Annotated in this window: 23 protein-coding genes; 14 read left to right on the top strand and 9 right to left on the bottom strand. The window is 69.8% G+C overall.

Going from position 1 to position 24,820, the window contains the following annotated elements:
* Window position 1 precedes the first annotated feature (1 nt).
* From JOD52_RS10590 to JOD52_RS10575, 4 genes are read right to left on the bottom strand one after another with little or no spacing between them, the layout of a single operon-like run.
* The gene (locus JOD52_RS10590) at window positions 2–1,024 is read right to left on the bottom strand and encodes an AAA family ATPase (protein ID WP_204409903.1); all 1,023 of its coding nucleotides are present in this window, start codon (window positions 1,022–1,024) and stop codon (window positions 2–4) included.
* Complete coding sequence (locus JOD52_RS10585; RefSeq protein ID WP_204409901.1) at window positions 1,021–2,163, bottom strand: DUF4350 domain-containing protein; 1,143 nt, start codon at window positions 2,161–2,163, stop codon at window positions 1,021–1,023. The genes JOD52_RS10590 and JOD52_RS10585 overlap by 4 nt, the downstream gene beginning before the upstream one ends.
* Window positions 2,160–2,804, bottom strand: a complete 645-nt coding sequence (locus JOD52_RS10580) for a DUF4129 domain-containing protein (RefSeq protein ID WP_204409899.1) — start codon at window positions 2,802–2,804, stop codon at window positions 2,160–2,162. The genes JOD52_RS10585 and JOD52_RS10580 overlap by 4 nt, the downstream gene beginning before the upstream one ends.
* The gene (locus JOD52_RS10575; protein ID WP_239551867.1) at window positions 2,801–3,796 is read right to left on the bottom strand and encodes a glycerophosphodiester phosphodiesterase; all 996 of its coding nucleotides are present in this window, start codon (window positions 3,794–3,796) and stop codon (window positions 2,801–2,803) included. Before JOD52_RS10575 ends, JOD52_RS10580 begins: the two co-directional genes overlap by 4 nt.
* Before the next feature lie 346 nt (window positions 3,797–4,142).
* Here JOD52_RS10575 and mtrA point away from each other — a divergent pair, with 346 nt between their 5' ends.
* The 7 genes from mtrA (at window position 4,143) to secA (ending at window position 14,635) form a co-directional block, all read left to right on the top strand.
* On the top strand, window positions 4,143–4,829 hold the full coding sequence (gene mtrA / locus JOD52_RS10570) for an MtrAB system response regulator MtrA (RefSeq protein WP_031307258.1): 687 nt from the start codon (window positions 4,143–4,145) through the stop codon (window positions 4,827–4,829).
* Window positions 4,830–4,845: 16 nt separating this feature from the next.
* Entirely contained in the window at window positions 4,846–6,522 is a 1,677-nt protein-coding gene (gene mtrB, locus JOD52_RS10565; protein ID WP_204409895.1) for an MtrAB system histidine kinase MtrB, read from the top strand.
* Window positions 6,519–8,216: an LpqB family beta-propeller domain-containing protein gene (locus tag JOD52_RS10560; protein WP_204409893.1), complete on the top strand. Its 1,698-nt coding sequence runs from the start codon at window positions 6,519–6,521 to the stop codon at window positions 8,214–8,216. Before mtrB ends, JOD52_RS10560 begins: the two co-directional genes overlap by 4 nt.
* Before the next feature lie 419 nt (window positions 8,217–8,635).
* Window positions 8,636–9,352, top strand: coding sequence for a ComF family protein (locus tag JOD52_RS17755; protein WP_338124080.1), 717 nt, complete (start codon window positions 8,636–8,638; stop codon window positions 9,350–9,352).
* 12 nt (window positions 9,353–9,364) lie between these two features.
* Window positions 9,365–10,027: a ribosome hibernation-promoting factor, HPF/YfiA family gene (hpf, locus tag JOD52_RS10550; RefSeq protein WP_017824084.1), complete on the top strand. Its 663-nt coding sequence runs from the start codon at window positions 9,365–9,367 to the stop codon at window positions 10,025–10,027.
* A gap of 101 nt (window positions 10,028–10,128) precedes the next feature.
* Window positions 10,129–11,514: a winged helix-turn-helix domain-containing protein gene (locus tag JOD52_RS10545; RefSeq protein ID WP_204409890.1), complete on the top strand. Its 1,386-nt coding sequence runs from the start codon at window positions 10,129–10,131 to the stop codon at window positions 11,512–11,514.
* 100 nt (window positions 11,515–11,614) lie between these two features.
* Complete coding sequence (secA, locus tag JOD52_RS10540) at window positions 11,615–14,635, top strand: preprotein translocase subunit SecA (RefSeq protein ID WP_204409888.1); 3,021 nt, start codon at window positions 11,615–11,617, stop codon at window positions 14,633–14,635.
* 68 nt (window positions 14,636–14,703) lie between these two features.
* On the opposite strand, the gene JOD52_RS10535 is transcribed toward secA, so the two are convergent.
* Window positions 14,704–15,102 carry an Rv3235 family protein gene (locus JOD52_RS10535; protein WP_017824081.1) on the bottom strand — a complete coding sequence of 133 codons (399 nt, stop codon included), beginning with the start codon at window positions 15,100–15,102 and terminating at the stop codon, window positions 14,704–14,706.
* A complete protein-coding gene (locus tag JOD52_RS17520) occupies window positions 15,099–15,905 on the bottom strand; it encodes a LysM peptidoglycan-binding domain-containing protein (protein WP_275579102.1) in 807 nt (268 codons plus the stop codon). The genes JOD52_RS10535 and JOD52_RS17520 overlap by 4 nt, the downstream gene beginning before the upstream one ends.
* Before the next feature lie 341 nt (window positions 15,906–16,246).
* Here JOD52_RS17520 and JOD52_RS10525 point away from each other — a divergent pair, with 341 nt between their 5' ends.
* On the top strand, window positions 16,247–16,792 hold the full coding sequence (locus JOD52_RS10525; RefSeq protein ID WP_204409883.1) for a hypothetical protein: 546 nt from the start codon (window positions 16,247–16,249) through the stop codon (window positions 16,790–16,792).
* A 15-nt stretch (window positions 16,793–16,807) separates the two neighbouring features.
* Here JOD52_RS10525 and JOD52_RS10520 read toward each other — a convergent pair whose 3' ends face one another.
* Complete coding sequence (locus tag JOD52_RS10520; protein WP_042343390.1) at window positions 16,808–17,038, bottom strand: helix-turn-helix transcriptional regulator; 231 nt, start codon at window positions 17,036–17,038, stop codon at window positions 16,808–16,810.
* Window positions 17,039–17,281: 243 nt separating this feature from the next.
* Between JOD52_RS10520 and JOD52_RS10515 the strand changes: the two genes are divergently transcribed.
* The 5 genes from JOD52_RS10515 to JOD52_RS10495 all read left to right on the top strand — a co-directional run bounded on the left by JOD52_RS10515 (window position 17,282) and on the right by JOD52_RS10495 (window position 22,261).
* Window positions 17,282–17,854, top strand: a complete 573-nt coding sequence (locus JOD52_RS10515) for an SAF domain-containing protein (protein ID WP_239551866.1) — start codon at window positions 17,282–17,284, stop codon at window positions 17,852–17,854.
* A 133-nt stretch (window positions 17,855–17,987) separates the two neighbouring features.
* Entirely contained in the window at window positions 17,988–19,550 is a 1,563-nt protein-coding gene (gene istA, locus JOD52_RS10510; RefSeq protein ID WP_204408388.1) for an IS21 family transposase, read from the top strand.
* Window positions 19,547–20,293, top strand: a complete 747-nt coding sequence (locus JOD52_RS10505; protein WP_338124028.1) for an ATP-binding protein — start codon at window positions 19,547–19,549, stop codon at window positions 20,291–20,293. Before istA ends, JOD52_RS10505 begins: the two co-directional genes overlap by 4 nt.
* Window positions 20,294–20,297: 4 nt before the next feature.
* Window positions 20,298–21,722 carry a CpaE/TadZ family protein gene (locus JOD52_RS10500; RefSeq protein ID WP_239551865.1) on the top strand — a complete coding sequence of 475 codons (1,425 nt, stop codon included), beginning with the start codon at window positions 20,298–20,300 and terminating at the stop codon, window positions 21,720–21,722.
* Window positions 21,723–21,817: 95 nt separating this feature from the next.
* On the top strand, window positions 21,818–22,261 hold the full coding sequence (locus JOD52_RS10495) for a DUF6912 family protein (RefSeq protein WP_204409881.1): 444 nt from the start codon (window positions 21,818–21,820) through the stop codon (window positions 22,259–22,261).
* A 48-nt stretch (window positions 22,262–22,309) separates the two neighbouring features.
* Here the strand turns inward: JOD52_RS10495 and JOD52_RS10490 are convergent, their stop codons facing one another.
* The gene (locus tag JOD52_RS10490; RefSeq protein ID WP_204409879.1) at window positions 22,310–22,813 is read right to left on the bottom strand and encodes a DUF2505 domain-containing protein; all 504 of its coding nucleotides are present in this window, start codon (window positions 22,811–22,813) and stop codon (window positions 22,310–22,312) included.
* A 116-nt stretch (window positions 22,814–22,929) separates the two neighbouring features.
* Between JOD52_RS10490 and JOD52_RS10485 the strand changes: the two genes are divergently transcribed.
* Complete coding sequence (locus tag JOD52_RS10485; RefSeq protein ID WP_204409877.1) at window positions 22,930–24,420, top strand: sensor histidine kinase; 1,491 nt, start codon at window positions 22,930–22,932, stop codon at window positions 24,418–24,420.
* A 69-nt stretch (window positions 24,421–24,489) separates the two neighbouring features.
* Here JOD52_RS10485 and JOD52_RS10480 read toward each other — a convergent pair whose 3' ends face one another.
* Complete coding sequence (locus JOD52_RS10480) at window positions 24,490–24,738, bottom strand: WhiB family transcriptional regulator (protein WP_031307255.1); 249 nt, start codon at window positions 24,736–24,738, stop codon at window positions 24,490–24,492.
* Window positions 24,739–24,820 lie beyond the last annotated feature (82 nt).

Below are 24,820 nucleotides of genomic sequence, written 5' to 3'. Positions count from 1 at the left end.
CTCAGCGGGGCACCGGCACCGAGGCGAGGGTCGCGGCGAGCACCGCCTCCACCTGGGAGCCCTCCAGCTCGGCCTCGGTGGTCAACCGCACACGATGGGACAGCGTGGACGGCGCCATGATCTTCACGTCGTCCGGGGTGATGAAGTCCCGGCCCGAGAGGTACGCCCAGGCGCGGGAGGTGCGCAGCAGCGCGATCGCACCACGCGGGGACACCCCGAGGGACAGGCTGGGGGAGCGGCGGGTGGCCCGGCACACGTCCACGATGTACTGCACCACCGGGTCCTCTGCGGCCACGGTGGCCACGTCCCGCTGTGCGCGTTCGAGGGCGGCCACGTCCACCACCGGGCGCAGACCCATGGCGGCCAGATCGGTGGTGTCGAAACCGTCGGCGTGACGACGCAGCACGTCCACCTCGACATCCCGCTCCGGCAGGGGCATCACTGCCTTGAGCAGGAAGCGGTCCAGCTGGGCCTCGGGCAGCGTGTAGGTGCCGTCGAACTCGATGGGGTTCTGGGTGGCGATCACCAGGAACGGGTCCGGCAGCGGGCGCGGGGCACCGTCCACCGTCACCTGCCGCTCCTCCATCGCCTCCAGCAGCGCGGACTGCGTCTTGGGGGGCGTGCGGTTGATCTCGTCGGCCAGCAGCAGGTTGGTGAACACCGGCCCCTCGCGGAACACCAGGTCGCTGGTGGCGGCGTCGTACACGAGCGAGCCGGTGATGTCGCCCGGCATCAAGTCCGGGGTGAACTGCACGCGCCGCATGCGCACGTCGAGAGCGGCGGCGAGGGAGCGCACCAATAGGGTCTTGGCCACACCGGGGACGCCCTCGAGCAGTACATGCCCGCGGCACAGGAGCGCCACCACCAGGCTGGTGACAGCGGCGTCCTGGCCCACCACCCCCTTGTGGATCTCGTCGGCGAGTCCCTGGAGTCGGTCGCGGGTACCGCGGTCGACGTCGGGCTCGGCGTGGCCGGCGGCCTGATCGGCCGCCGGGGGGACGGCGGCCTGGCTGGATCCGTTCATCGGTCGATCTCCTTCTCGAGTAGGTCGAGGTCGTGGGCGAGCTGGACCAGGTCGTGGTCGCTGCGCACCGGCGTGGGGCCGAGCAGGGAGCGGATCCGCTCCGGGGGCTGCTCGAGATGGGGGGTGAGGGCCGCGACGAGCGCGTCGAGGGGCTCGACCTGGCGGATGCCGAGCCGGTCCGCGAGGCGACGCATGCTCGCGGTCCGCAGGGAGGCCGCCGCGGAATCCCGGGCCCGCGCCTGCTGCTGCAGCCGGGCACGGCCCAGCACCAGTTCCTGCGGGCGCACGGTGACCGGCAACGGTTCCACCACCACGGGACCGAGGCGGCGGCTGAACGCGATCAGGGTGATCGCCACGGTGATCAGCAGCCACAGGGCCACCGAGGACGCCCAGTCGGGCAGGTAGGACAGCAGGTCCGGCCCGGTGCTGGCCATCGGGTCACCGGGGGAGGGCACGTACCAGGTCAGCGAGCCCGCCCCTCCGAGGGCGTTCAGGACCAGAGCTGAGTTGTCGGCCTCCCGGATGCCGTCGTTGGTCAGCAGGTCCGGGCTGCCCAGCACCACGACGTTCCCGGCCACGGCGACCAGGGCGCCGGCCCCGGAGGTGAAGCACCCGGTGGCGTCACCGGCGGTGCGGTACGTCGTCGCGGGGCCGACCAGTCCTTCCTCGCCGGGGACGTGGATCGTGCGGGCACGGAACCCGGCCCCGTCACAGCCGTCGCCGGCCTCGACCGAGGTGGGTGTGCGCACGGCCCCGGCGGGGGAGATCACGGAGGTGAGGTATCCCAGGGTCACGAAGTCCGGCTGCACCAGCACCAGGGTCCCGGAGGACGATTCGAGGGCGCCGGACAGCGTCTGCAGCTGCTCTCCCGAGAGCGCTCCGGGGTCGGTCACAAGTACCGTTCGTCCTTCCGCGAGGTCCTCGACGGCGTCAGCGGTGTGCCGCTGTGTCTCCACCTCCACACCCAGGTCCCGCAGCACCGACACCGCCGCCCGTGATCCCTGGCCGGTGGGGGCGTCGGGCTCGAGCGGCCCGTCGCGGTAGTAGCCGCGAGCCACGGCAGCCAGGACGGCCGCCAGCACGGCGATGACGATGAGGACCACCAGCCACGTGGGGCGGCGCTGGGTGTCGGCGCTCATGCCGTGACCTGCGCCGGGTCGGTGAGGTCGGGGGAGGACTCGGCGATGTACTCGGTCAGTCGCACCAGGTCCTGCGCCTGCTTGGCCCCCGTGGTGCGGAATGAGTACGCGGCGGTGTCGAAGGCCTCGGCCCCCAGCTGCAGACGGGATCGCAGGTCGGGGAAGGGGATGGCGGCGGCGCCGGCCGCCTCGTGCGCGGTCATGCCGTCGGTGACATCGAGCAGTGTGCGCTCATCGAGGTCGCGCACCAGGGCTCGCATGGCCAGCACGGTCGCATCATCGGTGCGCCCCGCCTCGATCGCCTCCCGGGCCGCGGTGCGCAGCTGCGCCGCGCTCAGGCTCTCCTCGGCATCCAGGGCGGTCTCCACGGTGAGCTCGGCCCCCCGCCGGATCAGTCCGGTGCGGCGCAGCACCAGGAACGCCACCACGACCAGCAGGACTGCGAGTGCCACGAAGATGCCGGCCTGGGCGGTGGATGAGCCGTCGATGCCGTCCAGGACGTCCATGAGCCAGGTCTCCAGCATCCCCAGCAGCCAGGTGACGAAACCGGGGGAGTCGTCGTACTCCGACTTCGACAGCTCCTCGAGCATGCGCCGGCGCGCCTCATCCGGATCCACGTCCGGCGGGGACAGGGGGGTCACGGAAGCGGCCCCGCGTCCCGGTTCTCGCGGGCGCGTCGGTTCAGCTCGATGTCCCAGGCCTCGTGGCGCATCCGGGTGTCGGCATAGATGGTGGCGGTGCCGGCCGAGAGGAACGGTGCCAGCAGGAACGTGGCGATGTAGGCGCCCAGCATGGAGAGCACCGTCAGCACCAGGACGCCCAGCACGATCGCCTCGAGGTTCGACAGGAGCAGGATGGCGACGTAGGCCACCGTCCCGACCAGGCCGAACACGCCGCCGAGCATCTGCACGGCGATGTTGTACAGCAGGGCCAGCAGCAGACCCACGCCCAGCACCCGCCACATGCGGCGTCCCTTGGTGAGGGCGAAGGAGCGCCGGATCGCGCCCAGCACACCGGGCTGCTCGATCACCAATGCCGGGACGGCCAGCATGGTGCGGGCGTACGCCCAGATGCCCAGCACCACGGCGGCGACCAGTCCGAGCAGGAGCGCGCCGATGGTCACCGCGTTGACCTCCTGCCACAGCAGCAGCGGTGCCATGCCCAGTCCGAGGGGCACCGTGGTCGCGATGAGGATCAGCAGTCCCGCCAGCAGGGACACCCCTACCGCGGGCAGGGTGAGGCGTCGCATGGCAGCCCACATCTGTGGGCCGTTCAGGGGGTCACCGGTGGCCTCGCCGATGGCGGCACGGGTGAGCACGGCCGTGACGGCGGCCGCCGCCACCATGCTGATCAGGCCCGTCACCAATGAGATGCCCAGCACCGATAGTGCCTCGGACAGTGAGGTCGCGGTGAAGGGGGTGGGCCCGGAGGCGTCGGGGTTCTCGAGCATGGCCCGGGTCTGCCCGATCATCGGCACCATGCTGGCTCCGGTCAGGACGGTGATCAGCACATACGCGATGCCGTACACCGCAGCTGAGAGCCCCATCATCGGCTTGGCGCCGCGACGGTAGATCCGTACCGCAGCCCCCAGGATCTCGCCCACCGACAGTGGACGCAACGGGAACAGCGGCATCTGCTGCACCAGCTCCCGCTGCAGTGGTCGGCCACCCGGGCCACCGGGGGCTCCGGTACCGGCAACGGGGGGAGCCGACGTCGGAGAACCTGCGCCGCCCTGGGCGGGAGCGGGTCCCGGCTGTGGGTGCGATGGGGTGCTGCTGGCCCCCGGTGCGGTCCATCCCGTGCTCATCTCGACCTCCGTGGTCCCGGCCTCCCAAGGGCATCTAGCCCCTGTTCCAGCCCGGTGCTGGTAGTTCGTGTCCCACGCTACGCAGTGAGGAGCTCGAAGCGATCCGACGATGGTCGATGACTGCGTGTCGCGGGTCCATCCCCAGGTACTGGCGTAGTGGCACAATGACCCCATGACGACGCCTTCACGGATTCTCGTGGTCGATGACGATCAGGCGATCGCCGAGATGGTCGGGATCGTGCTGCGTGGCAAGGGCTACGAGGTGATCACCTTCCCCGACGGCGCCTCCGCCCTGGAGGCGTTCCCGCGGGTGCGTCCCGACGTGGTGCTGCTGGACCTGATGCTCCCGGGGATCGACGGGATCGAGGTGTGCCGCCGCCTGCGCGCGAGCAGCGGCGTCCCGATCATCATGCTCACCGCACGCACCGACACCGCCGACGTGGTCGAGGGGCTCGAGGCCGGCGCCGACGACTACCTCACCAAGCCCTTCGAGCCCGAGGAGCTGGTCGCCCGGATCAAGGCCAGGGTGCGACGCTCCGAGGCCCCCACCACCGAACGGCTGGTGATCGGCGACCTCGAGATCGACGTCGACGGTCATGAGGTGTTCCGGGGTGATGAGCAGATCGCGCTGACGCCACTCGAGTTCGATCTGCTCACCCAGCTGGCCCGCAAGCCCTGGCAGGTGTTCACCCGCGACGTGCTGCTGCGGGAGGTGTGGGGGTACCGGCACAGTGCCGACACCCGCCTGGTCAACGTCCACGTGCAGCGTCTGCGCTCCAAGATCGAGCACGACCCGGAGAACCCTCGCATCGTGATGACGGTGCGCGGGGTGGGCTACCGGGCGGGCGGACCGTCCTGATCCGGACCGGGCGGTCATGACTGTCGCGGGCCGCGGGGAGAGCGGGCCCGGTGCCGCGCTGCACCGCGTCCTTCCGGGGCATTGGCCGCTCGCGCTGCGGGTGGTGGTGGTGACCACCCTGCTCGCGAGCCTCGCGATCCTCACCGTCGGTGCGTACCTCTCCTCCGTGATCGCCGATGGCCTGTACGAGCAGCGGCGGGATCGTGTGCTGGAGGAGTCACAGGACATCCGGGATGCCCTGATCGCCGACCTCGACCAGCTGTCCGGTGCCACAGGCACCCAGCAGCAGGACGCCGCCACCGCCTTCGTGCAGGAGGTGCGGGGACAGGGGGGAGGCTCCCGGCGAGAGGCGGCACTGGTCCCGGTGGAGACCACCGGGATGGTGTGGTCGGTGTACTCGGACCGGTCCCTGTCCGACATGCTCGATGCGGAGTTCTCCCAGGCCGTCGCCGCAGATCCCGAGTCGCTGGTGTGGAAGTCCGTCGCGCTGCCCGGGGCCGGGGGCGAGACGCAGCCCGGCCTGCTGGTGGGGACCAGGGTGGTGGTGGCCGGAAGCGGCTCCTACGACCTGTTCCTGGCCTACTCGATGCAGGAGGAGCAGGACACCCTCGCCTTCGTCCAACGGGTCGTGCTCGGCGGCGGCGCGGTCCTGCTGGCCCTGGTGGTCGGCATCGCCATCGTCGTCGCCCAGATGGTCACGACCCCGCTCAAGCGCGCCGCACGCGCCGCGGAGCGCCTCGCCGCCGGTGACCTCACCAGTCGAGTGGAGGTCTCCGGTGCGGATGAGCTGGCGCGGGTGGGCGAGTCCTTCAACGACATGGCCCGCAGCCTCGAGCAGAAGGTCGACGACCTCACTGAGCTCTCCCGTGTCCAGCAGCGTTTCGTGGCCGACGTCTCCCACGAGCTGCGCACGCCCCTGACCACCATCCGCATGGCGGCCTCCGTGCTCGACGACCAGCGCGACTCCCTGCCCGAGGGCGTGCACCGGACCGTCGAACTGCTGTCCGCCCAGGTGACGCGGTTCGAACTGCTCCTGACCGAGCTGCTGGAGATCTCCCGCTTCGACGCCGGGGCCGCCGTGCTCGAGGCGAACCGGGAGGACCTGGACGCCCTGGTGATGCGCGCGGTCGACGACGTGCGCCCCCTCGCCGCCGCCCGGGGCTGCCTGCTGGATGTACGACCCGCCGGCCACGGGATGCACGCCGTGGTCGATGCCAGGCGCGTGGACAGGATCCTCCGCAACCTCCTGACCAATGCCATCGAGCACGGGGCGGGCCACCCGGTGCTGGTGCAGACGGGATCCAACGACGATGCCGTCGCAGTCGTGGTCCAGGACCATGGACGCGGCATCTCCCCGGAGGACGCCCGCCGGGTGTTCGACCGCTTCTGGCGGGCGGACCCGTCACGGGCCCGCACCCTGGGCGGGACCGGCCTGGGGCTGTCCATCTCCGTGGAGGATGCCCATCTCCATCATGGATGGCTGCAGGCGTGGGGACAGGTGGGGGAGGGAGCTGTGTTCCGGCTCACCCTGCCTCGGCGTCCCGGTGGGGAGATCACCCGGTCGCCGTTGCGGCTGGAGCGCTCCTTCGACCGGGTGGGCGGTGACCCCTTGCCCACCGTCACCGGGGAGATCGTGATCGGGCCGGGAATGCTGCCCGACCTCGACGAGTCCTGGCAGGAGGGAGCGCGATGACCGCGAGCCGACGGGACCTGCTCCGACTGGCCGGCACCGCCGCGGTCCTGGGCGGCGCTGCGAGCTGCGCCCGGATCCCCACCGACTCCCCGATCGACAGTCGAGGGCTGACCGGCCGCTCGCGGCCCGGTGCCCCGTACGTCAGGGCGCTGCCCCCGCCCGAGGACGCCACGCCTCAGGAGGTGCTCATCGGCTTCGTGCAGGCCGGGGTGGGCGCGGAGGACGACTACGCAGTGGCCCGTGAGTACCTCACTCCTGCGGCCAGTGCGGAATGGGACCCCGGGGCCGGTGTCACCGTCTACTCCAGCAGCGACGAGCTGCGGGTGGAGATGCTGGACGAGTCCACCGTGACCCTCGGACTGCAGGCGACGGTGCTGGTGGACGATCAGGGGGTGCGCACCGTCCTGGCCGGTCCCACCGCCCAGGAGATCACCGTTAAGCTGGAGTCGGTGGACGGTCAGTGGCGGATCGCGGACCCGCCTCCCGGGATCCGCCTCTCCGGTGCGGCCTTCGAGGCGCTGTTCACCCCCGCCCGGCTGTACTTCGTGGATCCCCGTTCGCGTCACCTGGTGCCGGACCTGCGGTGGTACAGCTCCCATCGGGCGGTCCCGGCAGTGCTGGACGGATTGCGCTCCGGTCCCGTGGACCCCCTGGCAGATGCGGTGCGCAACCTGGTCCCTCCCGGCGCGGACATGGAGGGCGTCGTGGTCACCACCGGCCCTGATGGGGTGGGGCAAGTGGCGCTTCCCGATGCAGTGGGCGACATGTCAGCCGGCCCTCGTGCGCTGGCGCTGGCACAGATCGAGGCGTCCCTGCGCTCGCTGCGGGTCCTGCCGGACGTGCGCCTGGTGTGGCAGGGGGTCGACCTCACCGTGCAGGTGCAGCGACGCCTCGACCGGCCGTTGCCGGGGCATCGCCCCATCGGGGCGGGCCCCGCCGGTGTGGTCTCGCTGGTGGAAGCGGGTGGCCAACTGCGGCAGCTGGTCCCTGATCTTGCTCAGACGGTGGTGTCGGCGCCGGCGATCAGTCAGGACGGGGTCCTCGCCTGCGCGCTGACCGAGGACCGCAGCAGCGTGCTGCTCGCCTCGACCGACGGCACCTATCCCGCGCGAGAGGCCGCAGCCGGAGCGGTGTTCGCCGATGCGCGCCCGGACGATGCCGGGTACGTGTGGGCCTCGGTGCGGTCCAGCGCCGGGGTGCTGCTTGCCCTGTCCGGGCGCGGCAGCGAGCAGGACGTCAAGATCGATGCCCGATGGCTTCGCGGTCGCGAGGTCCTGGCCCTGGACATCTCCACCGACGCCACCCGCATGCTGGTGCTGTCCTCCGACGACACCGGGACGAGGCTGGACCTGTGCGCAGTGCGTCGCGACGGGGACGGGGTGCCCCTGTCGCTCTCCGAACCGGTGGTGGTGCGCACAGGCCTCGTGGATCTGAGACAGGCGGGCTGGTATGACGAGATCGCGATGATCGTCCTGGGCGCTGACCCGGCCAATGGCGATGCTCGCGCGCAGGTGATCGATTTCGCCGCCGGAACCGACCTGCTGCCGCACCCGCGGCCGGGCACGGTGCGGCTGGCAGGGAGCGTCGTTGCGGAGTCGGTGTGGTCCGGCACCGAGGATGACGTGCTGCTGCGCGGCACGGGCGACGGGTGGACGGTCGTCGACCTGCCTGCCCGTGACCCCTCCTTCTACTGAGCCCCGGTCCTCTGCTGAGCCTCAGTGCGGTGGTTCGCTGTTCTGCATCGGCCGATGGCTGCTCCGGCGGCCTCGGTCGCCCCGACGGACTCGAGGTTCCTCCCCATCGCCGGTCCGTCCACGATCAGCGATCACCGGTGGCACAGCGCAGGAGGTGTCGCTGGGATCGGGACATGAACCCTCGAGGTACCCGCGCCCGCGACGTCCGTGCACCCCGCTCGCCGTGGGCGAGGCTCGACGCCGTGCACCGGGCGGTCCGCGAGACGGTCGCGCAGACGTGCGCACTTGTGGCGCCGCGCGACTGCCCGTGCGGCGCAGAAGGTGCCTGGCTATGCGAGGGATGTCGAACACTGCTGGCCTCAGCACCCCTGCGGGTGGAAACGTGCTGTGATGCACTGCAGCTCCTCGATGCCGCCCGCGTGCATGAGGAGGGGCCGCACCAGCCGGCCGGGGTGGACCATGCGCCGCTGCTGCCGGTGCTGGCACTCGGTGAGTACACCGGTGACCTGCAGCGGCTCGTACTGGCGTGGAAGAACGGGGGCATGCTGCACCTGGGGTCATCGATCGCGGCCGGCCTGAGCACCGCGGTGCAGCAGCTGGGCCTCCGAGCGGCCGGGGATGCCTCCGGTGACGGGCCGCTGCTGGTCCCGGTGCCATCGCGCCTCGGTGCCCGACTCCGACGCGGGGAGGACCACACGGCCGAGCTGGTGCGCGCGATGTCCCGCAAAGGCGCCGGGCAGCCGCTGCTGCTGCGGGCCGTGCCCACCACCGGACAGGGAGGGCAGGGAGCCAGGCAGCGCCGCACCCGCCGCATCCGGCTCACTTCCCCGGTGCCGCGGGAGCTGCGACGCTCCGGTGCGCAGGCGGTGATCGTGGACGACGTGGTCACCACCGGTGCGACCCTGCGTGGCATGCACGAAGCACTCACGGAGGCGGGACTGCAGGTGGGCGGTGCCGTGGTGGTGGCCTCGGCGCGGGTCCCGTCCCGCAGCAGGACGATCGACCAGGAAACTCTGCAGGAATCGTGGCATGCTGTTCCCACTCGACATCGCAGCGAGTCCCCTTCGAGAGGAGGTGCGGAACCCAGCCGAGGAGCCATCGTGGCCGGGCTCAGAGAACGGCCGCACCATCGCTAGGAGGAGTACTTCATGGAGATCAACGTCGTCGGACGCCACATGGACGTCCCGGATCGATTCCGTCGTCATCTCGCCGAGAAGCTCGACAAGGTCACCCAGCTCGCGCCCACCGCGCTGCGGGTGGATGTCGAGATCTCGCAGGAGAAGAACCCCAGACAGGCCGAGCTCAGCGATCGCGTGGAGCTCACCGTTCACGACAAGGGCGCCGTGATCAGGTCCGAGGCCCGAGCCGATGATCTCTACGGCGCACTGGACATCGCCTACGGCAAGCTCCTGGAGCGACTGCGCCGAGCCCGTGACCGTCGCAAGGATCGTCACCGCGGCCGCGACCGCGCGCACCAGGTCTCCGGTGAGTCCCTACGCACGAAGGTCCCGGACGCCGAGCTCCCCGCTGCGCTGCAGGACGGGGTCACGCCATCCGGTGCGAGCGATGAGCCGACCGAGGCGGAGCAGGACGACGCCAACGGCGAGAGCCCGATCGTGATCCGCGAGAAGAAGCATCCCGCGGAGCCGATGTCCATCGACGATGCCCTGTACCGCATGGAGCTCGTCGGGCACGACTTCTTCCTCTTCATTGACGAGGAGTCCAAGAACCCGAAGGTGGTCTACCGCCGCAAGGGCTGGAGCTACGGAGTGATCGAGCTCGAGTCGGAGCAGGCGGACTCCACCGTCTGACCACAGCACCACGCCGGCCGCAGGAGCGGGGGGACGCCACTGGTGTCCTCCCGCTCCCTGTGCGAGACGCTGGTGACGCACCGACCCCAGGAGGGGCGTCCATGAACGAGACCATCACCTGGACCCAGGCGCGCCGGATCGCTCTGCGCGCCCAGGGCATGGGGCGCTCCCGTCGGGACACGATGCCCAGCACCCGCGGGAGCAGAGCGGCACTGGTGCGCACCCTGGCACACACCCACCTGCTGCAGATCGACTCCGTCAGCGTGTTCGCCCGCGCCCACCAGATGCCCGTGTACACGCGCACCGGTATCTGGGACCCGGCGGTGCTGGATCGCGCTTCGAGACCCGGCCCGGGCCGCCTGGTCCTCGAGGCCCTCGCCCACGAGGCGGCGTACACCACCGAGCACGTGCACTCCTTGCTGGACTTCCGCCGTCGCCGCGCTGCCCAGCGGGACTGGGGAGCAGTCAGGCGCGCCGCCAAGCAGTCCCCCCACCTGTTGCAGGAGATCCTCCGCACCATCGACGAGCACGGTCCCATCAGCGCCGCGGCCGTGTCCCGCCTGCTGGGTGACGACGACCGCGGCGAGGGCTGGGGATGGCGACGCACCTCCAGCCAGTGGGCGGTGGAGTACCTGTTCCGCGCGGGGGCGCTGGACTGCGTGGGGCGCTCGACCCAGTTCGAACGGCTCTATGTCCCCTCCGGCGGTCCCGTCGACCACCTTCCCGGCCTCCTCGCGCCCAGTGACGCGCAAGACGTGCAGGACGGTGCCACCGCTGTCGATCAGGTGGACGGACCGCGCAGTGCATCCGGTCAGGGTGCAGAGGCCGGGCACGAACTGGTTGCCCTGGCGGCACGGTCGCTGGGCATCGCCGATACGGGGGCGATCGCCGACTACTTCCGGCTCACCGTGGGAGAGGTGCGACCGGCCATCGCGCAGCTGCTGCGCACCGGTGTGCTCCGCGAAGTGCGGATGGCCCACCCCGCCGGCGACAGGTCGATGCTGCTGCACCGCGACGCGCCGCACCCTTCTGCACTGCTGGGTGTGGCCGCTCTGGTGAGCCCCTTCGATCCCATCGTGTTCCACCGTCCCCGTCTGAAGGCCCTGTTCGACGTGAACTACCGGATCGGGATCTACACCCCGGCCGCACGACGGACCACCGGGTACTACTCCCTCCTGTTCCTGCTGGGCGACGTGGTCCCGGCACGGGTGGACCTGAGGGCGGACAGGGACACAGGGGTGCTCGAGGTGCGGGGCACCTACCGGGAGGCCCTGCCGCACCTGCCCTCCCGGCAGCGCCCCACGGACGAGTCGGTCATCGCGGCACTGGTGCCGGAGCTGCACCGGGCCGCGCGGTGGCAGGGGCTGGAGCGACTCGAGGTGATGACGGGGCCCGGGACCGGAGAGCTGTCCGTGCAGCTGTCGGATGCGGGAGTGCACATGCCGGATGCAGGTGTGCACAAGGAGGCCACGCCCGGCGAGGCGTGAGGATCGGCTCGCCTGGTCACGCCCCTGGCGGGGTGACGCTTACCATGGGTCAGGCACGATCGGTCCGCGAGGACGATTCCAGACATCAACGGGAGTACGAGTGGTCAACCTCTTCGACAAGATCCTGCGTGCGGGCGAGGGCCGCGAGCTCAAGCGGCTCGACACCATCGCTCGCAAGGTGGGGGAGGCGGAGGACGTCTTCACCGACCTCACCGCCGAGGAGCTGCGGGAGGAGACCGAGCACTTCCGGGAGCGACTCGAGGACGGCGAGACCCTCGACGACATCCTCGTCGAGGCGTTCGCGGCAGTGCGCGAGGCCGCGCACCGCACCCTCGGCCAGCGGCCCTACGACGTGCAGATCATGGGCGGAGCGGCCCTCCACCGCGGCCGCATCGCCGAGATGAAGACCGGTGAGGGCAAGACCCTGGTCGCCACACTCCCGGCCTACCTCAACGCCCTGGCCGGCAAGGGCGTCCACATCGTCACCGTCAACGACTACCTGGCCTCCTACCAGTCCGACCTGATGGGCCGTGTGTTCCGCGCCCTGGGCCTGACCACCGGGGTGATCAAGTCGGGCATGACCCCGGCCGAGCGCCGTGAGCAGTACGCCTGCGACATCACCTACGGCACCAACAACGAGTTCGGCTTCGACTACCTGCGCGACAACATGGCGCTCAGCCCCGAGGACCGGGTCCAGCGCGGCCATTCCTACGCGATCGTGGACGAGGTCGACTCGATCCTCATCGACGAGGCCCGGACCCCGCTGATCATCTCCGGCCCCGCCTCGGGCGATGTCAACAAGTGGTACAGCGAGTTCGCGAAGGTGGCGAAGGTGCTGCGTCGCGACCGCGACTACGAGGTGGACGAGAAGAAGCGCACCGTGGGCGTGCTGGAGTCCGGGATCGACAAGGTCGAGGACCACCTGGGCATCGAGAACCTCTACGAGTCCCTGAACACCCCGCTGATCGGCTTCCTGAACAACGCCATCAAGGCCAAGGAGCTGTTCAAGCGGGACAAGGACTACGTGATCCTCAACGGCGAGGTGCTCATCGTCGACGAGCACACCGGCCGCATCCTCGCCGGTCGCCGCTACAACGAGGGCATGCACCAGGCGATCGAGGCGAAGGAAGGGGTGAAGATCAAGGCCGAGAACCAGACCCTGGCCACCATCACCCTGCAGAACTACTTCAAGCTGTACGACAAGCTCGCCGGTATGACCGGTACGGCCGAGACCGAGGCCGCCGAGTTCATGAACACCTACAAGCTGGGCGTGGTGCCGATCCCCACGCACCGGCCCATGCAGCGCCAGGACAATCCCGACCGCATCTACCGCACCGAGAAGGGCAAGTTCGACGCTGTCGTCGAGGACATCGTCACCCGGCACGACCGCGGCCAGCCGGTACTGGTGGGCACCACCAGCGTGGAGAAGTCCGAGTACCTCTCCACCCTGCTCACCGCCCAGGGCGTCCCCCACGAGGTGCTCAACGCCAAGAACCACGCCAAGGAGGCGGCGATCATCGCGATGGCCGGGGCCAAGGGTGCGGTCACGGTGGCCACCAATATGGCCGGTCGAGGCACCGACATCATGCTCGGCGGAAACGTCGAGTTCATGGCGCACGCGACGCTGGCCGATCAGGGCCTGGACGCCGAGGAGGACCCGGAGGGCTACGAGGCCGCCTGGGACGAGGCGCTGGAGAAGGCCAAGGACTCCGTGGCCGAGCAGCACGACGAAGTGGTGGAGCTCGGTGGCCTGTACGTGCTGGGCACCGAGCGCCACGAGTCCCGTCGTATCGACAATCAGCTGCGTGGTCGTTCCGGCCGTCAGGGCGACCCGGGGGAGTCCCGCTTCTACCTGTCCCTGCAAGACGACCTGATGCGCCTGTTCAACGCGGGTGCGGCGGAGTCGCTGCTGGCGCGCGGTGGCGTGGACGAGTCCGTCCCGATGTCTGGTCGCCTGGTCTCCGGTGCGATCGAACGGGCCCAGAACTCGATCGAGTCCCGCAACGCGGAGATCCGCAAGAACGTGCTGAAGTACGACGATGTGCTCACCAAGCAGCGCAAGAAGCTGTACGGCGAGCGGGCCCGGATCCTGGAGGGCGAGGACCTCGACGAGCACATCGAGCGGTTCATCCAAGAGGTGCTCGGCGGAATCGTGGATGCGCACACCAAGGGGCGCAACTCCGAGGACTTCGACCTGGAGGAGCTGTGGGGCGCACTGCGGCCCGCCTATCCCGTGTCGATCACCGCCGAGGAGCTGATCGAGGACGTCGGCGGCAAGGAGAACCTCGGGGCCGATCTGCTCAAGGAGGAGATCCTGGCCGATGCGCGCCTGGCCTACGAGGCCCGCCGCGAGGAGCTGGGCGAGGCCGGCCTGCACCAGCTGCAGCGCCGTGTGCTGCTGTCGGTGATGGACCGTCGCTGGCGCGAGCACCTCTACGAGATGGACTACCTCAAGGAGGGCATCGGCCTGCGGGCGATGGCCCAGCGCGATCCGCTCGTGGAGTACGAGCGCGAGGGCCACCTGATGTTCAACGACATGGTCGCGGGCATCAAGGAGGACACGGTCGGCTACGTGTACAACCTGGAGGTCCAGGTCACCAAGGCGGAGCCGGTGGTCCCGAAGGCTGTCAGCGACCTGCTGAAGTCGACCTCGGCGATGGGCACTCTGGCGGCGAAGCCCGGGACAGGCTCCTCCGCGACCCAGCGGGATGCCGTGCAGGCGGACGGCACCGCTTCGTCCGATGGTGCCGGCTCCTCCGATGACACGGCGTCCTCCGACGCCGACGACGCGGAGGAGGCAGTGGGCGTGCTCGATGCGGCCGAGGACGAGAAGCGCGATCCTCGTGGCGACTCCGTCGAGGACGCGGACGGACCGGCCGACGAGGACGAGGAGCAGGTGTTGCTGCACGCGAAGGGCCTGGACGACGGCCCCAGCGCCCGGCAGCTGCGGTACACCTCTGCCGAGGGCAGTGGTGTGCAGGACGAGTCCTCGCTGTCTCGTGCGCAGCGGCGACGGCTGGCCCGCCAGCGCAAGCGCTCCGGTGCGACCGACGGCGAGCAGGGCGGCGCCACGCAGGATCGGGACAAGCCCGGACGTGAAGGGCGGGAGCGTCGCTCCTGATAGCACCGTGAACTGACGCGACGGCCCCGGTCTGCACTCTGCAGACCGGGGCCGTCACGTTATCGGGCTCATCCCACCTCGAGCACTGTCACGCGCCATCCGCTGTGGCGCAGTTCCCAGCGCATCGCCAGGAAGCGTGAGCGGTCGGGTTCGCGCAGGACACAGCTCGCCTCCACCGTGCGCTCGTTGACCACACAGGTTCGGACCCCGCTGACGATGATCTTCTGCGGGGGCGTGTATCCGGTGGCTGTCCGGAGGCGCCGGGTGAGGGAGGCGCGGCGGGCCAGCATGGTGGCGATCTCCGGCGTGACGATCCGGGCCAGGGCGTTCTCGGGGCGGAGATCCCGGATGATCTCCACGGCGGTGCGGGCCACGGGTTCGACCATCCTCTGGGCCGTGCGCGGGTCGCTCAACGGGATCTCCGGATCGGACACGAGGTTCGCGGGACGCTGGTCGGTGATGGTCATGACTTCTCCTGGGAGGACGAGAGGGCGGGGACGGTGAGTTCCTGGCCGGGGACGATGCTGTCCGGGTCGGCGCCGATGAGGTCTCTGTTGGCCTCGTACAGGACGGGCCAGGTCGAGGCGATCAGCTCGGGTGGATCGGTGTCGGGGCCAAGGAGGTCATCGGTGATGCTCCACAGGCTGTCGCCGGGGCGGACGGTGATGGTGGCGACCTCCGGCGGCTGGGCGCCGTCGTACGAGCCGGTGCTGTCAGTGCTGGCAGTGCTGTCGACGGGCGGCCCCGGGAGCGTCGTGGGTGCCTCGGTATGCCCGGGCGCCTGGCCCCAGCCCAGGGAGGGGAGCTCACCGGAACCGGAAGCTCCTGCGGAGGGTTCCGTCTCATCGGCCGCTGGATCCGACGGGCTCGATCCTCCGGTGCGCTCGGTGGCCTCGGTCGGCAGCGGTGTTGCTGGCTCCGCGGCTCCCCATGTCGCCGATGCGGTTCCCACCGTGGGGGCGGGGGGTTCCTCGAGGGTGGTTGCCGTGGCAGGGACCAGGACCAGCCCGGTGGCAGTGGAGGCGATCGCAGCACTGAGGGTGACCCGCCGGGCGAGCCGCGGAGCGACGATGCGGAGGGTAATGACGAGCGCGCTGCCGGCTCGGGAGGCGGGCCCCAGGGCCAGTGCCAGTGCTGCCAGAGACCACACGATCATCAGGTAGGCGCTCAGCAGAGCGCCCAGCAGCGCCGCAGTGCACAGGACCCAGGCGAGCAGGGCTCTTTCCCCATGGCCGAAGACCGCACTGGGGAGGAAGGAGAGGGCTCCCATGGCCAGGAGCGCGGTGGCGGTCGTGGCGACGAGGGCCGCGGTCGCCGCCCCGGCGAGGCGGGTCGGGGCCTCGGGGGAGGGCGCGGCACGGGGCCCTGGTGGGGCTGCTGCCGTGGGTGGTGTGGCTGACGCGCGATGGGCGCGGTCTGCTCGTGCTGCTGTGGTCTTCATGGTCCCCCCCTGGTGCCGATGATCCTGTTGGTCGGTAGGTCACCGGCCTCGATCCCGTGTGGTGCAGTTTGATGCAGTTGGGTGTCGACAGATGTGTTGTGAAGCAAGATACGGTGATGTGCCGGGAAACACAAGCCTCCGTCCGAGCGGTGAGCCTCTACAGTGAGGCCATGCGCTTCGAGCGGATATTCGAGGACCTGGAGGGCCGGTTCGCCCACCATGAGCAGCAGGAGATGCGGGCGGTCTCCGAGGACCTGACGCGGGCTGAACGCGCCCAGTTGACGCTCGTGGACCGGTTGCGCGGCGCCTCGGCGGCGCGGCTCATCGTTCACCTGGGGGCGGGGATGCGGATCCAGGGAGACGTCGAGGACGTGGCGGCCGACTGGCTGCTGCTACGTGAATCGGCCGGCTCCACACTGGCCTTGGTCCCCATCGAACGTATCGCCGCTGTGGAGGGACTTGCGTCGAGGGCGCGACCGGGCGACGATTCGCCGCTGGGCACGCTCGGCCTGGGCGGTGTACTGCGACGGATCGCGCGTGACCGCGCCAGTGTGCGGATCGAGACCACCATCGGAGCTCTCACCGGCAGGATCGCCGCAGTGGGCGCAGACTCACTGGATGTTCAGACCCTGCCCACGGGGGAGGCGAGCGCGGTGCCAGGTTCGACCCGCATCACGGTGAGCATGGATGCCCTGGTGGTCCTGCGCATCCGTTGATTCATCCCGGGATCCTCAGAGCCGACCTTCGTGCTCCCGGGCGCGTTCCTGCTCGAGATGGCTCTCCGTAGCGGCGTAGCTGCGCTGGATGTACGACTCGAGCTCGGCGATCTCCACCCGCCACTGCCCGCGGCCGCCTACCTTGATGGCGCGCAGCTCCCCGGACCGCACCAGTGCATACGCCTGGGACGCGGAGATCGACAGCATCTCGGCGACGTCGGACAGCGGCACGAAGCGAGGCTGCATGAAGGATCCCTCCTGGTCGGGCAGGCAGAGCATATCGGCGGTGCCACATCATGATGCCCCAGCCGAGACTTTTTCGTGGGCAGGCGTCCGGGACTGTGGACGGGCAGAGGGTCAGCCTATCCAGGGAACCTCTGTCCACAATCGGAGCCACACCGCCGCGCCACCCCCGTCGATGTCGTAATCTCCCCGAAGGTCCCGATTCGCACCCTGGGGCCGGATCCGTACGGACCCCAGGAGGACGACATGCCAGTGGCCGCCCCGGTCATGCGACTGCGCCGACCGCGCTGGAAGGACCCGCGGCTGATCGTCGGGATCATCCTGGTGCTCTCCAGCGTGCTGATGGGGTCACTGCTCGTGTCCCGCCTCTCGGCCACGACGCCCGTGCTGGTCGCCCGCAGCACCATCGTCCCCGGTGACAGGATCGAGGAGGGACAGCTCGCCGTGGTCGAACTGCGCCTGGGGGAGCAGGAGCAGCTCTACGTCGGCTCCCTCGATGCGGTCCCGGAGGGATCGGTCGCCACACGCACCGTCCAGGCCGGTGAGCTGCTTCCCATCTCCGCACTCGGGCAGGCAGCCGACGTACCCCTGCGGCCCGTGGTGATCCCCGTGGACGCCACGGTCGCGGAATCCGTGGTGCCAGGAGCGCAGGTCGAGCTGTGGCACACGCTCCCCGCCGATACCGACGGAGCCGGTGGTGAGGCACGGATGCTGGTCGAGGACGCCGTGGTGCGCCGGATCGACGAGGGCAACGCCCTGGGGATGCGGTCGATGGCCGTCGAGGTCCTGGTGAATATTCGCCTCGCTGGGGTCCGCTGATCGAGGGTTCGGGTGCCACGTCGCTGCCGTAGCGGTGGCGTCGTTCGGGACCACCAGTGGTGTCGTTGGGGCCGCTCTGTCTACGCTCCTTCCGCCGTGTGTATAGGGCACGCGGCGGAAGGAGCAATCTGGAATGGTACGGAAGATCAGGGCGAAGCTGGTGCTCCAGCTGCGCGCAGAAGGTCTGTCGGGGCGAGCGATTTCGTCCTCGCAGGGCATGTCCCGCAAGTCCGTGAGGGCGGTGTTCGAGGCCGCTGACGCTGCAGGGATCGGGTGGGGCGATATCGCGGACGTCGCCGATGAGCAGGTGTATGCCCGGTTGTTCCCGGGCCGGGGCGAGCACGAGAGCGTGTTCGCACAGCCGGACTGGGAACAGGTCCATCGAGAGATGGCCAGGGTCGGCGTGACGCTGAAGCTGTTGCACGGCGAGTACTTCGACGCGACCACGGCGGCTGGGGATCCGGCGATGGGGTATGACCGGTTTTGCCGCACCTACCAGCACCACGTCATGGTCACCGGTGCCGCTTCGAGAGTCGGTCACAAGGCCGGCCAGAGCGTGGAGGTCGACTGGTCCGGCCCCACGATGGAGCTGGCCGATCCGGTCACCGGCGAGGTCTCGAAGGTGTTCTTGTTCGTTGCCTGCCTGCCTTTTTCTCGTTACGCGTTCTGCTTCCCGGCGCTGGATATGCGCCAGGAGTCCTGGCTGCGAGCGCACGTAGCGATGTTCGAGGCGCTGGGCGGGACGGTCCCGAGGATCGTTCCGGACAACCTCAAGACCGGTGTGGTGAAGCACCCCCGCGAGGGCGAGATCGTCCTGAACGATGCGTATCGCGAGATGGCAGCGCATTACTCGGCGGCGGTGCTCCCGGGGAGGGTGCGGAAACCGAAAGACAAGGCGAGCGTGGAGAACACCGTCGCGCACGTCGCGACCTGGGTCATCGCCGGGCTGCGGGATCAGCGATTCACGTCCCTGCCCGAACTTGCAGCCGCCATCGGGCAGCGGATGGAGGCCTATAACGCGGAGCCGTTCCAGAAGCGGCCCGGATCCCGCGCCAGCGTGTTCGACGCGGAGGAGCGGCCGCTGCTGACGCCGCTGCCGGCGGTGCCCTACGAGATCTCGACATGGCACTACGGACGACGAGTGGGCAGGAACGGGCACGTCACGTTCGCGCGGAACTTCTACTCCGCGCCGTTCGCGCACATCGGCGCGAAGGTCGATCTGCGCATCACGGCCCGGACGCTGGAGATCTATCAGGGCAGCCAGCGACTGACCAGTCACCTGCTGCTCCCGGAGACCGCGAGCAATGAGTACCGCACCAACGACGCGGACCTACCTGCGGGCGAGCGTTTCCAGGCCTGGGACGCGCAGAGGGTGCGGGCGTGGGCAGATCGGGTCGGGCCGGCCACGGTGATCGTGATCCAGCGGATCTTCGAGTCCGTGCCGATCGTGGAACAGGGCCTGGATCCCGCGTTGGCGGTGCTACGGCTCTCTCGCCGCTTCTCCGTAGATCGGGTCGAGGCGGCCTGCGCACTCGCGCTGACGGGACGGGTCCGTTCACCGCGCTATGCGCATCTGCACCCGATCTTGGCCACCGGGCAGGACAAGGTCGCCGCCCTGCGTCCACCCCGCGAGGAACCCGCGGAAGACGGCGGATACGTCCGTGGCGCCGACTACTACGCCGGAGGTGTCCGGTGAGCGTGATCGATAACGACACGAAGCGGAAGCTGCGCGAGATGGGCGCGACCGCGCTGCTGGACGCGATCGATGCCCAGGATGAGGCTCACGTGCTGGGGATGTCGTTCCAGGAACGGCTCCAGCTGATCGTGGACGAGGCGCATTCCATCTTCAATCATGGAAAGGTCGAGGGTCTGATCCGCCGGGCGGGGCTGCGTTATCCCGGAGCGGACCTGCGGCGGCTGGATCTGGTCGAGGAACGGGGACTGAACCGGAACGTGATCGCGCAACTGGCAACCTGCTCCTTCATCCAGCGGCAACAGAACGTGGTCTTCCAGGGCTTCACCGGCTCAGGGAAGTCCTACCTCGGCTGCGCGCTGGCGAAGCAGGCCTGCCAGCACCGGCTCCGAGCCCACTACATCCGAATGCCCGACCTCGAAGAGGCCTGGGCCCTGGCAAAGGACAAGCCGCAGGGCCAGACGAAGTTCCTGCGGAAGTACTCCACGTTCTCGCTGCTGGTGATCGACGAGTGGCTGCTGGACCATCCTGACGAGGGAATGCGTTCGATGCTGCTGGAACTGCTCGAGCGCCGCTATGACACCGGCTCGACCGTGTTCTGCACCCAGTACCCGAAGAAGGACTGGCACGCCCGGCTCGGTGGAGCAGTCCACGCCGATGCGATCATGGACCGCATCGTGCACAACACAATCTGGATCGACACCGGCGACAGGAACATGCGAGAACACACCGCACTGCCCCAGTGACCCGATGCCGGCGGGAGCCAGTGGTCCCCACCGCGGCGGCTACTGGCCCCCGTCGGCACGATCGGCGGTCCCCAAGAGCAAGATTCGGTGGCTCCCACGACTACGAATACTCAGTCCTGGTCAGCAGAGACGACGTGGGGCCCCTGCTGGAGGTGCTCGGCCGCGGGGATCGGCTCGATGTGATCGGGGTTCCTGGCACGCACGGTGTCACGCCATGATCGACATCGTGCTGTGCGCCTCCGGCAGCGATGAGGTGCGAATCGTCCACGACCTCGCCAACGACCCCCAGAGACGTGCCCGAGTGGTGCGTCGCTGTGCTGACCTCGCCGAGACCCTCGCGGTGGTCGCCGCGGGGATCGGAGACGTCGTCCTGATCGACCTGTCCGTGCGCGGTCTCAGCCGCGACCCCCTTGCCGACCTGCTGCGTGGAGCGGCCGTCGTGGGATTGCGCGGGCCCGATGCAGGCGACCGAACCGGTCTGGGCCTACGCCAGGTCATCGACTCCTCCGCGGACGTCGAACAGATCCTCACCGTGATCCAGGAGGCCCTCGACGGAGGTGGGGACCGTAGCGCCGCGTGGGAGCAGGAGGCTCTCTCAGAGAGCCGCGGACCCGCCGGACGGATGATCGTGGTGTGGGGGCCCGGCGGCGCACCGGGGCGCTCCACCATCGCGGTCAACCTCGCCGCGGAGGCCGCTGCCGCCGGTGAAGAGACGATCCTGGTGGACGCGGACACCTACGGTCCGGCCCTGGCCCAGATGCTCGGCGTGATCGACGAGACGCCTGGGCTGGTGGCAGCGTGCCGCGCTCACGACCGCGACACCCTGGACGAGGGCACCCTGGAGGCACTCCTCCCTCTGGTGCAGCCCCGATTGCGCTTCCTCAGCGGGGTCGGGGTCCCCGCTCGGTGGCCAGAACTGAGCCGCACCGCACTGGACGGCCTGTGGGAGGTCCTCACCGAGCGCGGCAGCACCGTGGTGGTGGACGTCGCTGCGCCGCTCGAGGAGGACGAGGACCTCAGCTACGACACCGCCGCGCCATTGCGGAACGCGGCCACCGTCTCCGCCGTGCAACGGGCCGATGCGGTCGTCGCAGTGACCACGGCGGACCCGGTGAGCATCACGCGCCTCCTGCGCGATCATGAGCGACTGACAGATCTCGGCGTGGGGGACCTCCACGTGATCGTCAACCGGATCGGAACCCCCGTTCCCGGTGATCGGGTGCGTGACCTGATCGCCTCCCGGGTCCCCGTAGCAGCTCTCCACCTGCTCCCGGATGAACCCGCCACGTGCAGGGCCGCGGCCTGGGACGGGGCTCTGCTGGCCGAGACCGCTCCACGCTCCGCTCTGCGGCGGGGCATCCGTGACATCGCCGCTTCTTCGACACTCCTGCAGGTCGATGCACGGGCGGAAGCTCGAGAACCTACCTGACAGCCGTACGGCCAGGGCTGCCTCACGACGGTCGTATCGAATTCCTTCGAATCCCTCGGGGGCACCGGACACCGGGGTGGTGCGAGAATCAAGGCATGCGCATCTATCTGCCCCTGGCCGATGAGGATCGACCCGCCCTGCTCTCAGCCCGTCGGGAGATCGACCTCCCAGCGGGGCGCGAGGCATGGGCGGTCACCGCCGAAGCCAGGGCCGACCGCCCCGGCGAGGACATCGAGGACCTCGAGTACGACGCCGTCCAGGACGCCGTGCACGTCGCGCTGCAGGCAGTCGAGCCCGATGCCCGGGCGCTGGTGATGGCCGCGGATGTGGCCGACAAGGCACTCGAGGGCGCGACCAGTACCGGCGGGGCCTACGGTGTCCGGCTGGTCAGCGGTGCCCGGGCCGTGATCGCCAGCTTCCACGTCACCGAGCAGGACGCCCGCACAGCAGAACAGGACGACACCGACCCGGCCCTGCTGTGGTTCGACGCGTCCGAGGGACCCAGCGCACTGGCGCAGCTGGACCGCCCCGGCGTGTGACTCCCTCCGGGGTGGCGTGTGACCCCTCCGGGGATCAGGCGCTCTCGATCACGCCTGCTGGTCGCGGTACGTGGCAACGGCCTTCTGCTCCACCCGCAGCACCTGCGAGATGTACGGCGCCGCCGCCTTCTCCAGGCGGCCCCCGATCAGCGGCACCTTGGCGGTCAGATCCCCGTCGATCTCGAGCGTGCTGGCTGCTTCACCGGCAGGGGTGAGCCGGATCGAGGCCACCATACCGGCCGGCATGCCCACCACGTCCAGACGGTTGCGGCCGCTGCGTGCACCATCGGCAGCGGGGGCGTCCCAGCTCTGCTCCTCGCGGACCGTGAGGCTGGAGCCGACGAAACGCCTGGCCACCTCCGGAACCCGGTCCGTGGGAAGCGACATCTCGGTGCGCACGGTGAACGCCCCTGAAGGGTCTCCGTCCACCGTGGAGGTCACGCTGCTGGCACCCAGGGCGTTCTTGCGGATCTCCGCATAGGACGGATCGGCATACATCGCGGCTGCGTCGGCAGCGGACAGGGGCAGGTCAAGGGTTTCGTGGACTCGCATGGGGCAGGTTCTTCCTCTCGACGGTTCATCTCGAAGGATGCTGTCTCAGCCTAAGCCCGCAGCTGCACCGGCAGTCTGGGAGGCGGGGCCCGCGCGAGGAGACCTATCCTTGCTCCATGGCGAGCCTCTCCAAGTACGTTGCCGACTCCGCAGGTTTCACCGAGAAGGGAGCCGAGTGGCTCCAGCACCTCGTGGGTGACTGGAACCTGGTCTCGGACCTGCTGCGGGCAGACCTGGTGCTGTGGATCCAGCGCGAGGGCAAGCCCACGGCCGTGGCCCACTGCCGCCCCGCCACCGGCTCCACCGTCTACTACGAGGACCCGGTCGGTCTGGTGCTCGATGAGGGTGAGGCACCGGAGATCTGGGACCTGCTGGGCGGGGGAGCGGCCACCCGCACCGCCCGCACCGTCCGCCGCGAGGGCCGCGAGGCCCGAGGACTGGTGGTCCCCGTGCGGAAGAACGGCGTCACCCTGGCGGCCCTCGCCGTCGAGTCGCCCCTGCAGGAAGGCACTCTCTCGGACAGCGCGGTGAAGCAGGAGCAGCTCGGCACCCGGCTGCTGCGCATGCTCGAGCAGGGCGCGTTCCCCATCGAGGGAGCTCCGATCCCGCCGCGCCGCGGCGCACCCCGCGTGGGCGACGGTGTGGTGGAGCTCGATGACCAGGGCGTGGTCCAGTGGGCCTCACCCAACGCCCTCTCCGCCTTCCACCGCTTCGGCATCGACGGGGACATGGCCGGCATCACCCTGGCGGAGCTGTCCACCGAGGTGCTGCAGACCCGGGTACCGGTGGACGAGTCGTTGCCGCTGGTGCTCATGGGGCGCGCCGCATGGCGCTCGGACATGCAGGCCCGTGGCGGCACGCTGTCCCTCCGGGCGGTGCCCCTGACGGAGAACGGTCAGCGGATCGGTGCAGTGATCCTGGTGCGCGACGTCACCGAGCTGCGGCGCCGTGAGCGCGAGCTCATCACCAAGGACGCCACCATCCGCGAGGTCCACCACCGGGTGAAGAACAACCTGCAGACCGTGGCCGCGCTGCTGCGACTGCAGTCACGCCGGATGAAGAGTGACGAGGCACGTGAGGCCCTCACCGAGGCCATGCGACGTGTCTCCACGATCGCCCTGGTCCACGAGGCACTGCTGCAGGGGTCGCAGGAGGCGGTGTACTTCGACGAGGTGATCGATCGGTGCCTGCGGCTCGCGGTGGATGCCGCCAGCGCCTCCGTGCACCGCGCCGGCACACCCAGGCTCACCGACACCCAGGTCGAGGTGCGCACCGAGAGGATCGGGCGGGCAGGATCGATCCGTGCAGAGGAGGCGACCCCGCTGGCGCTGGTGGTCACCGAGCTGGCGACCAACGCCGTTGAGCACGGGCTGTCGGAGACAGGGGGCACCCTCACCGTTCGCAGTGACCGCACCGGCTCGCACCTCGTGATCAACATCGAGGACGACGGGGTGGGGATGGAGTCGGCCACGCCGAGCGGCCTGGGCACGAACATCGCACTGACCCTGGTGCAGGGTCAGCTGGGTGGGACGCTCACCTGGCAGAACCGGCTCGAGGGCGGGACCCGCGCCACGATCGAGGTGTACCTGGACCCGATCAGCACCTGAGGTGCGCGAAGGTCACGCTCCGGTGCTGATCCGTGGGGTGGCCGTCAGCGGGGTGACGGGCGACGGGGATCAGCCTGCGCGGCGAGCGCGGGCGTTGCGGCGCTTCAGCGAGCGGCGCTCATCCTCGGACAGGCCGCCCCAGACACCCGAGTCCTGGCCGGTCTCCAGGGCGAACTTCAGGCACGCGGTCATGACGTCGCATTTCTGACACACCGCCTTGGCCTCCTGGATCTGCGTGATCGCCGGTCCGGTGTTCCCGATCGGGAAGAACAGCTCGGGATCATGGTTGAGGCACTCGGCACGGTGGCGCCAGTCCATCGTCACTCTCTCTTTCCAGAACGCCCCGCCCCACCCTGGAGGGTGTGGCGCGACGGGGGTGGTCCCGGGTGGGACGGTCTCT

Source organism: Brachybacterium muris (genome assembly GCF_016907455.1).
Lineage (GTDB): Bacteria > Actinomycetota > Actinomycetes > Actinomycetales > Dermabacteraceae > Brachybacterium > Brachybacterium muris.
This window is presented reverse-complemented; position numbering and strand designations above follow the sequence as displayed.

Bases quoted from the DNA above. Each gene is read 5' to 3' on its own strand.
- JOD52_RS10480 (WP_031307255.1), bottom strand. From the start codon at position 24,738: ATGGACTGGCGCCACCGTGCCGAGTGCCTCAACCATGATCCCGAGCTG.
- JOD52_RS10585 (WP_204409901.1), bottom strand. From the start codon at position 2,163: ATGAGCGCCGACACCCAGCGCCGCCCCACGTGGCTGGTGGTCCTCATC.
- JOD52_RS10495 (WP_204409881.1), top strand. From the start codon at position 21,818: ATGCGCATCTATCTGCCCCTGGCCGATGAGGATCGACCCGCCCTGCTC.
- JOD52_RS10590 (WP_204409903.1), bottom strand. From the start codon at position 1,024: ATGAACGGATCCAGCCAGGCCGCCGTCCCCCCGGCGGCCGATCAGGCC.
- mtrA (WP_031307258.1), top strand. From the start codon at position 4,143: ATGACGACGCCTTCACGGATTCTCGTGGTCGATGACGATCAGGCGATC.
- JOD52_RS17520 (WP_275579102.1), bottom strand. From the start codon at position 15,905: ATGGGAGCCCTCTCCTTCCTCCCCAGTGCGGTCTTCGGCCATGGGGAA.
- hpf (WP_017824084.1), top strand. From the start codon at position 9,365: ATGGAGATCAACGTCGTCGGACGCCACATGGACGTCCCGGATCGATTC.
- JOD52_RS10575 (WP_239551867.1), bottom strand. From the start codon at position 3,796: ATGCCGCTGTTCCCGTTGCGTCCACTGTCGGTGGGCGAGATCCTGGGG.
- JOD52_RS10490 (WP_204409879.1), bottom strand. From the start codon at position 22,813: ATGCGAGTCCACGAAACCCTTGACCTGCCCCTGTCCGCTGCCGACGCA.
- JOD52_RS10560 (WP_204409893.1), top strand. From the start codon at position 6,519: ATGACCGCGAGCCGACGGGACCTGCTCCGACTGGCCGGCACCGCCGCG.
- JOD52_RS10515 (WP_239551866.1), top strand. From the start codon at position 17,282: ATGCCAGTGGCCGCCCCGGTCATGCGACTGCGCCGACCGCGCTGGAAG.
- JOD52_RS10500 (WP_239551865.1), top strand. From the start codon at position 20,298: ATGCCGGCGGGAGCCAGTGGTCCCCACCGCGGCGGCTACTGGCCCCCG.
- JOD52_RS10535 (WP_017824081.1), bottom strand. From the start codon at position 15,102: ATGACCATCACCGACCAGCGTCCCGCGAACCTCGTGTCCGATCCGGAG.
- JOD52_RS10520 (WP_042343390.1), bottom strand. From the start codon at position 17,038: ATGCAGCCTCGCTTCGTGCCGCTGTCCGACGTCGCCGAGATGCTGTCG.
- mtrB (WP_204409895.1), top strand. From the start codon at position 4,846: ATGACTGTCGCGGGCCGCGGGGAGAGCGGGCCCGGTGCCGCGCTGCAC.
- JOD52_RS10525 (WP_204409883.1), top strand. From the start codon at position 16,247: ATGCGCTTCGAGCGGATATTCGAGGACCTGGAGGGCCGGTTCGCCCAC.
- JOD52_RS10485 (WP_204409877.1), top strand. From the start codon at position 22,930: ATGGCGAGCCTCTCCAAGTACGTTGCCGACTCCGCAGGTTTCACCGAG.
- JOD52_RS10545 (WP_204409890.1), top strand. From the start codon at position 10,129: ATGAACGAGACCATCACCTGGACCCAGGCGCGCCGGATCGCTCTGCGC.
- istA (WP_204408388.1), top strand. From the start codon at position 17,988: ATGGTACGGAAGATCAGGGCGAAGCTGGTGCTCCAGCTGCGCGCAGAA.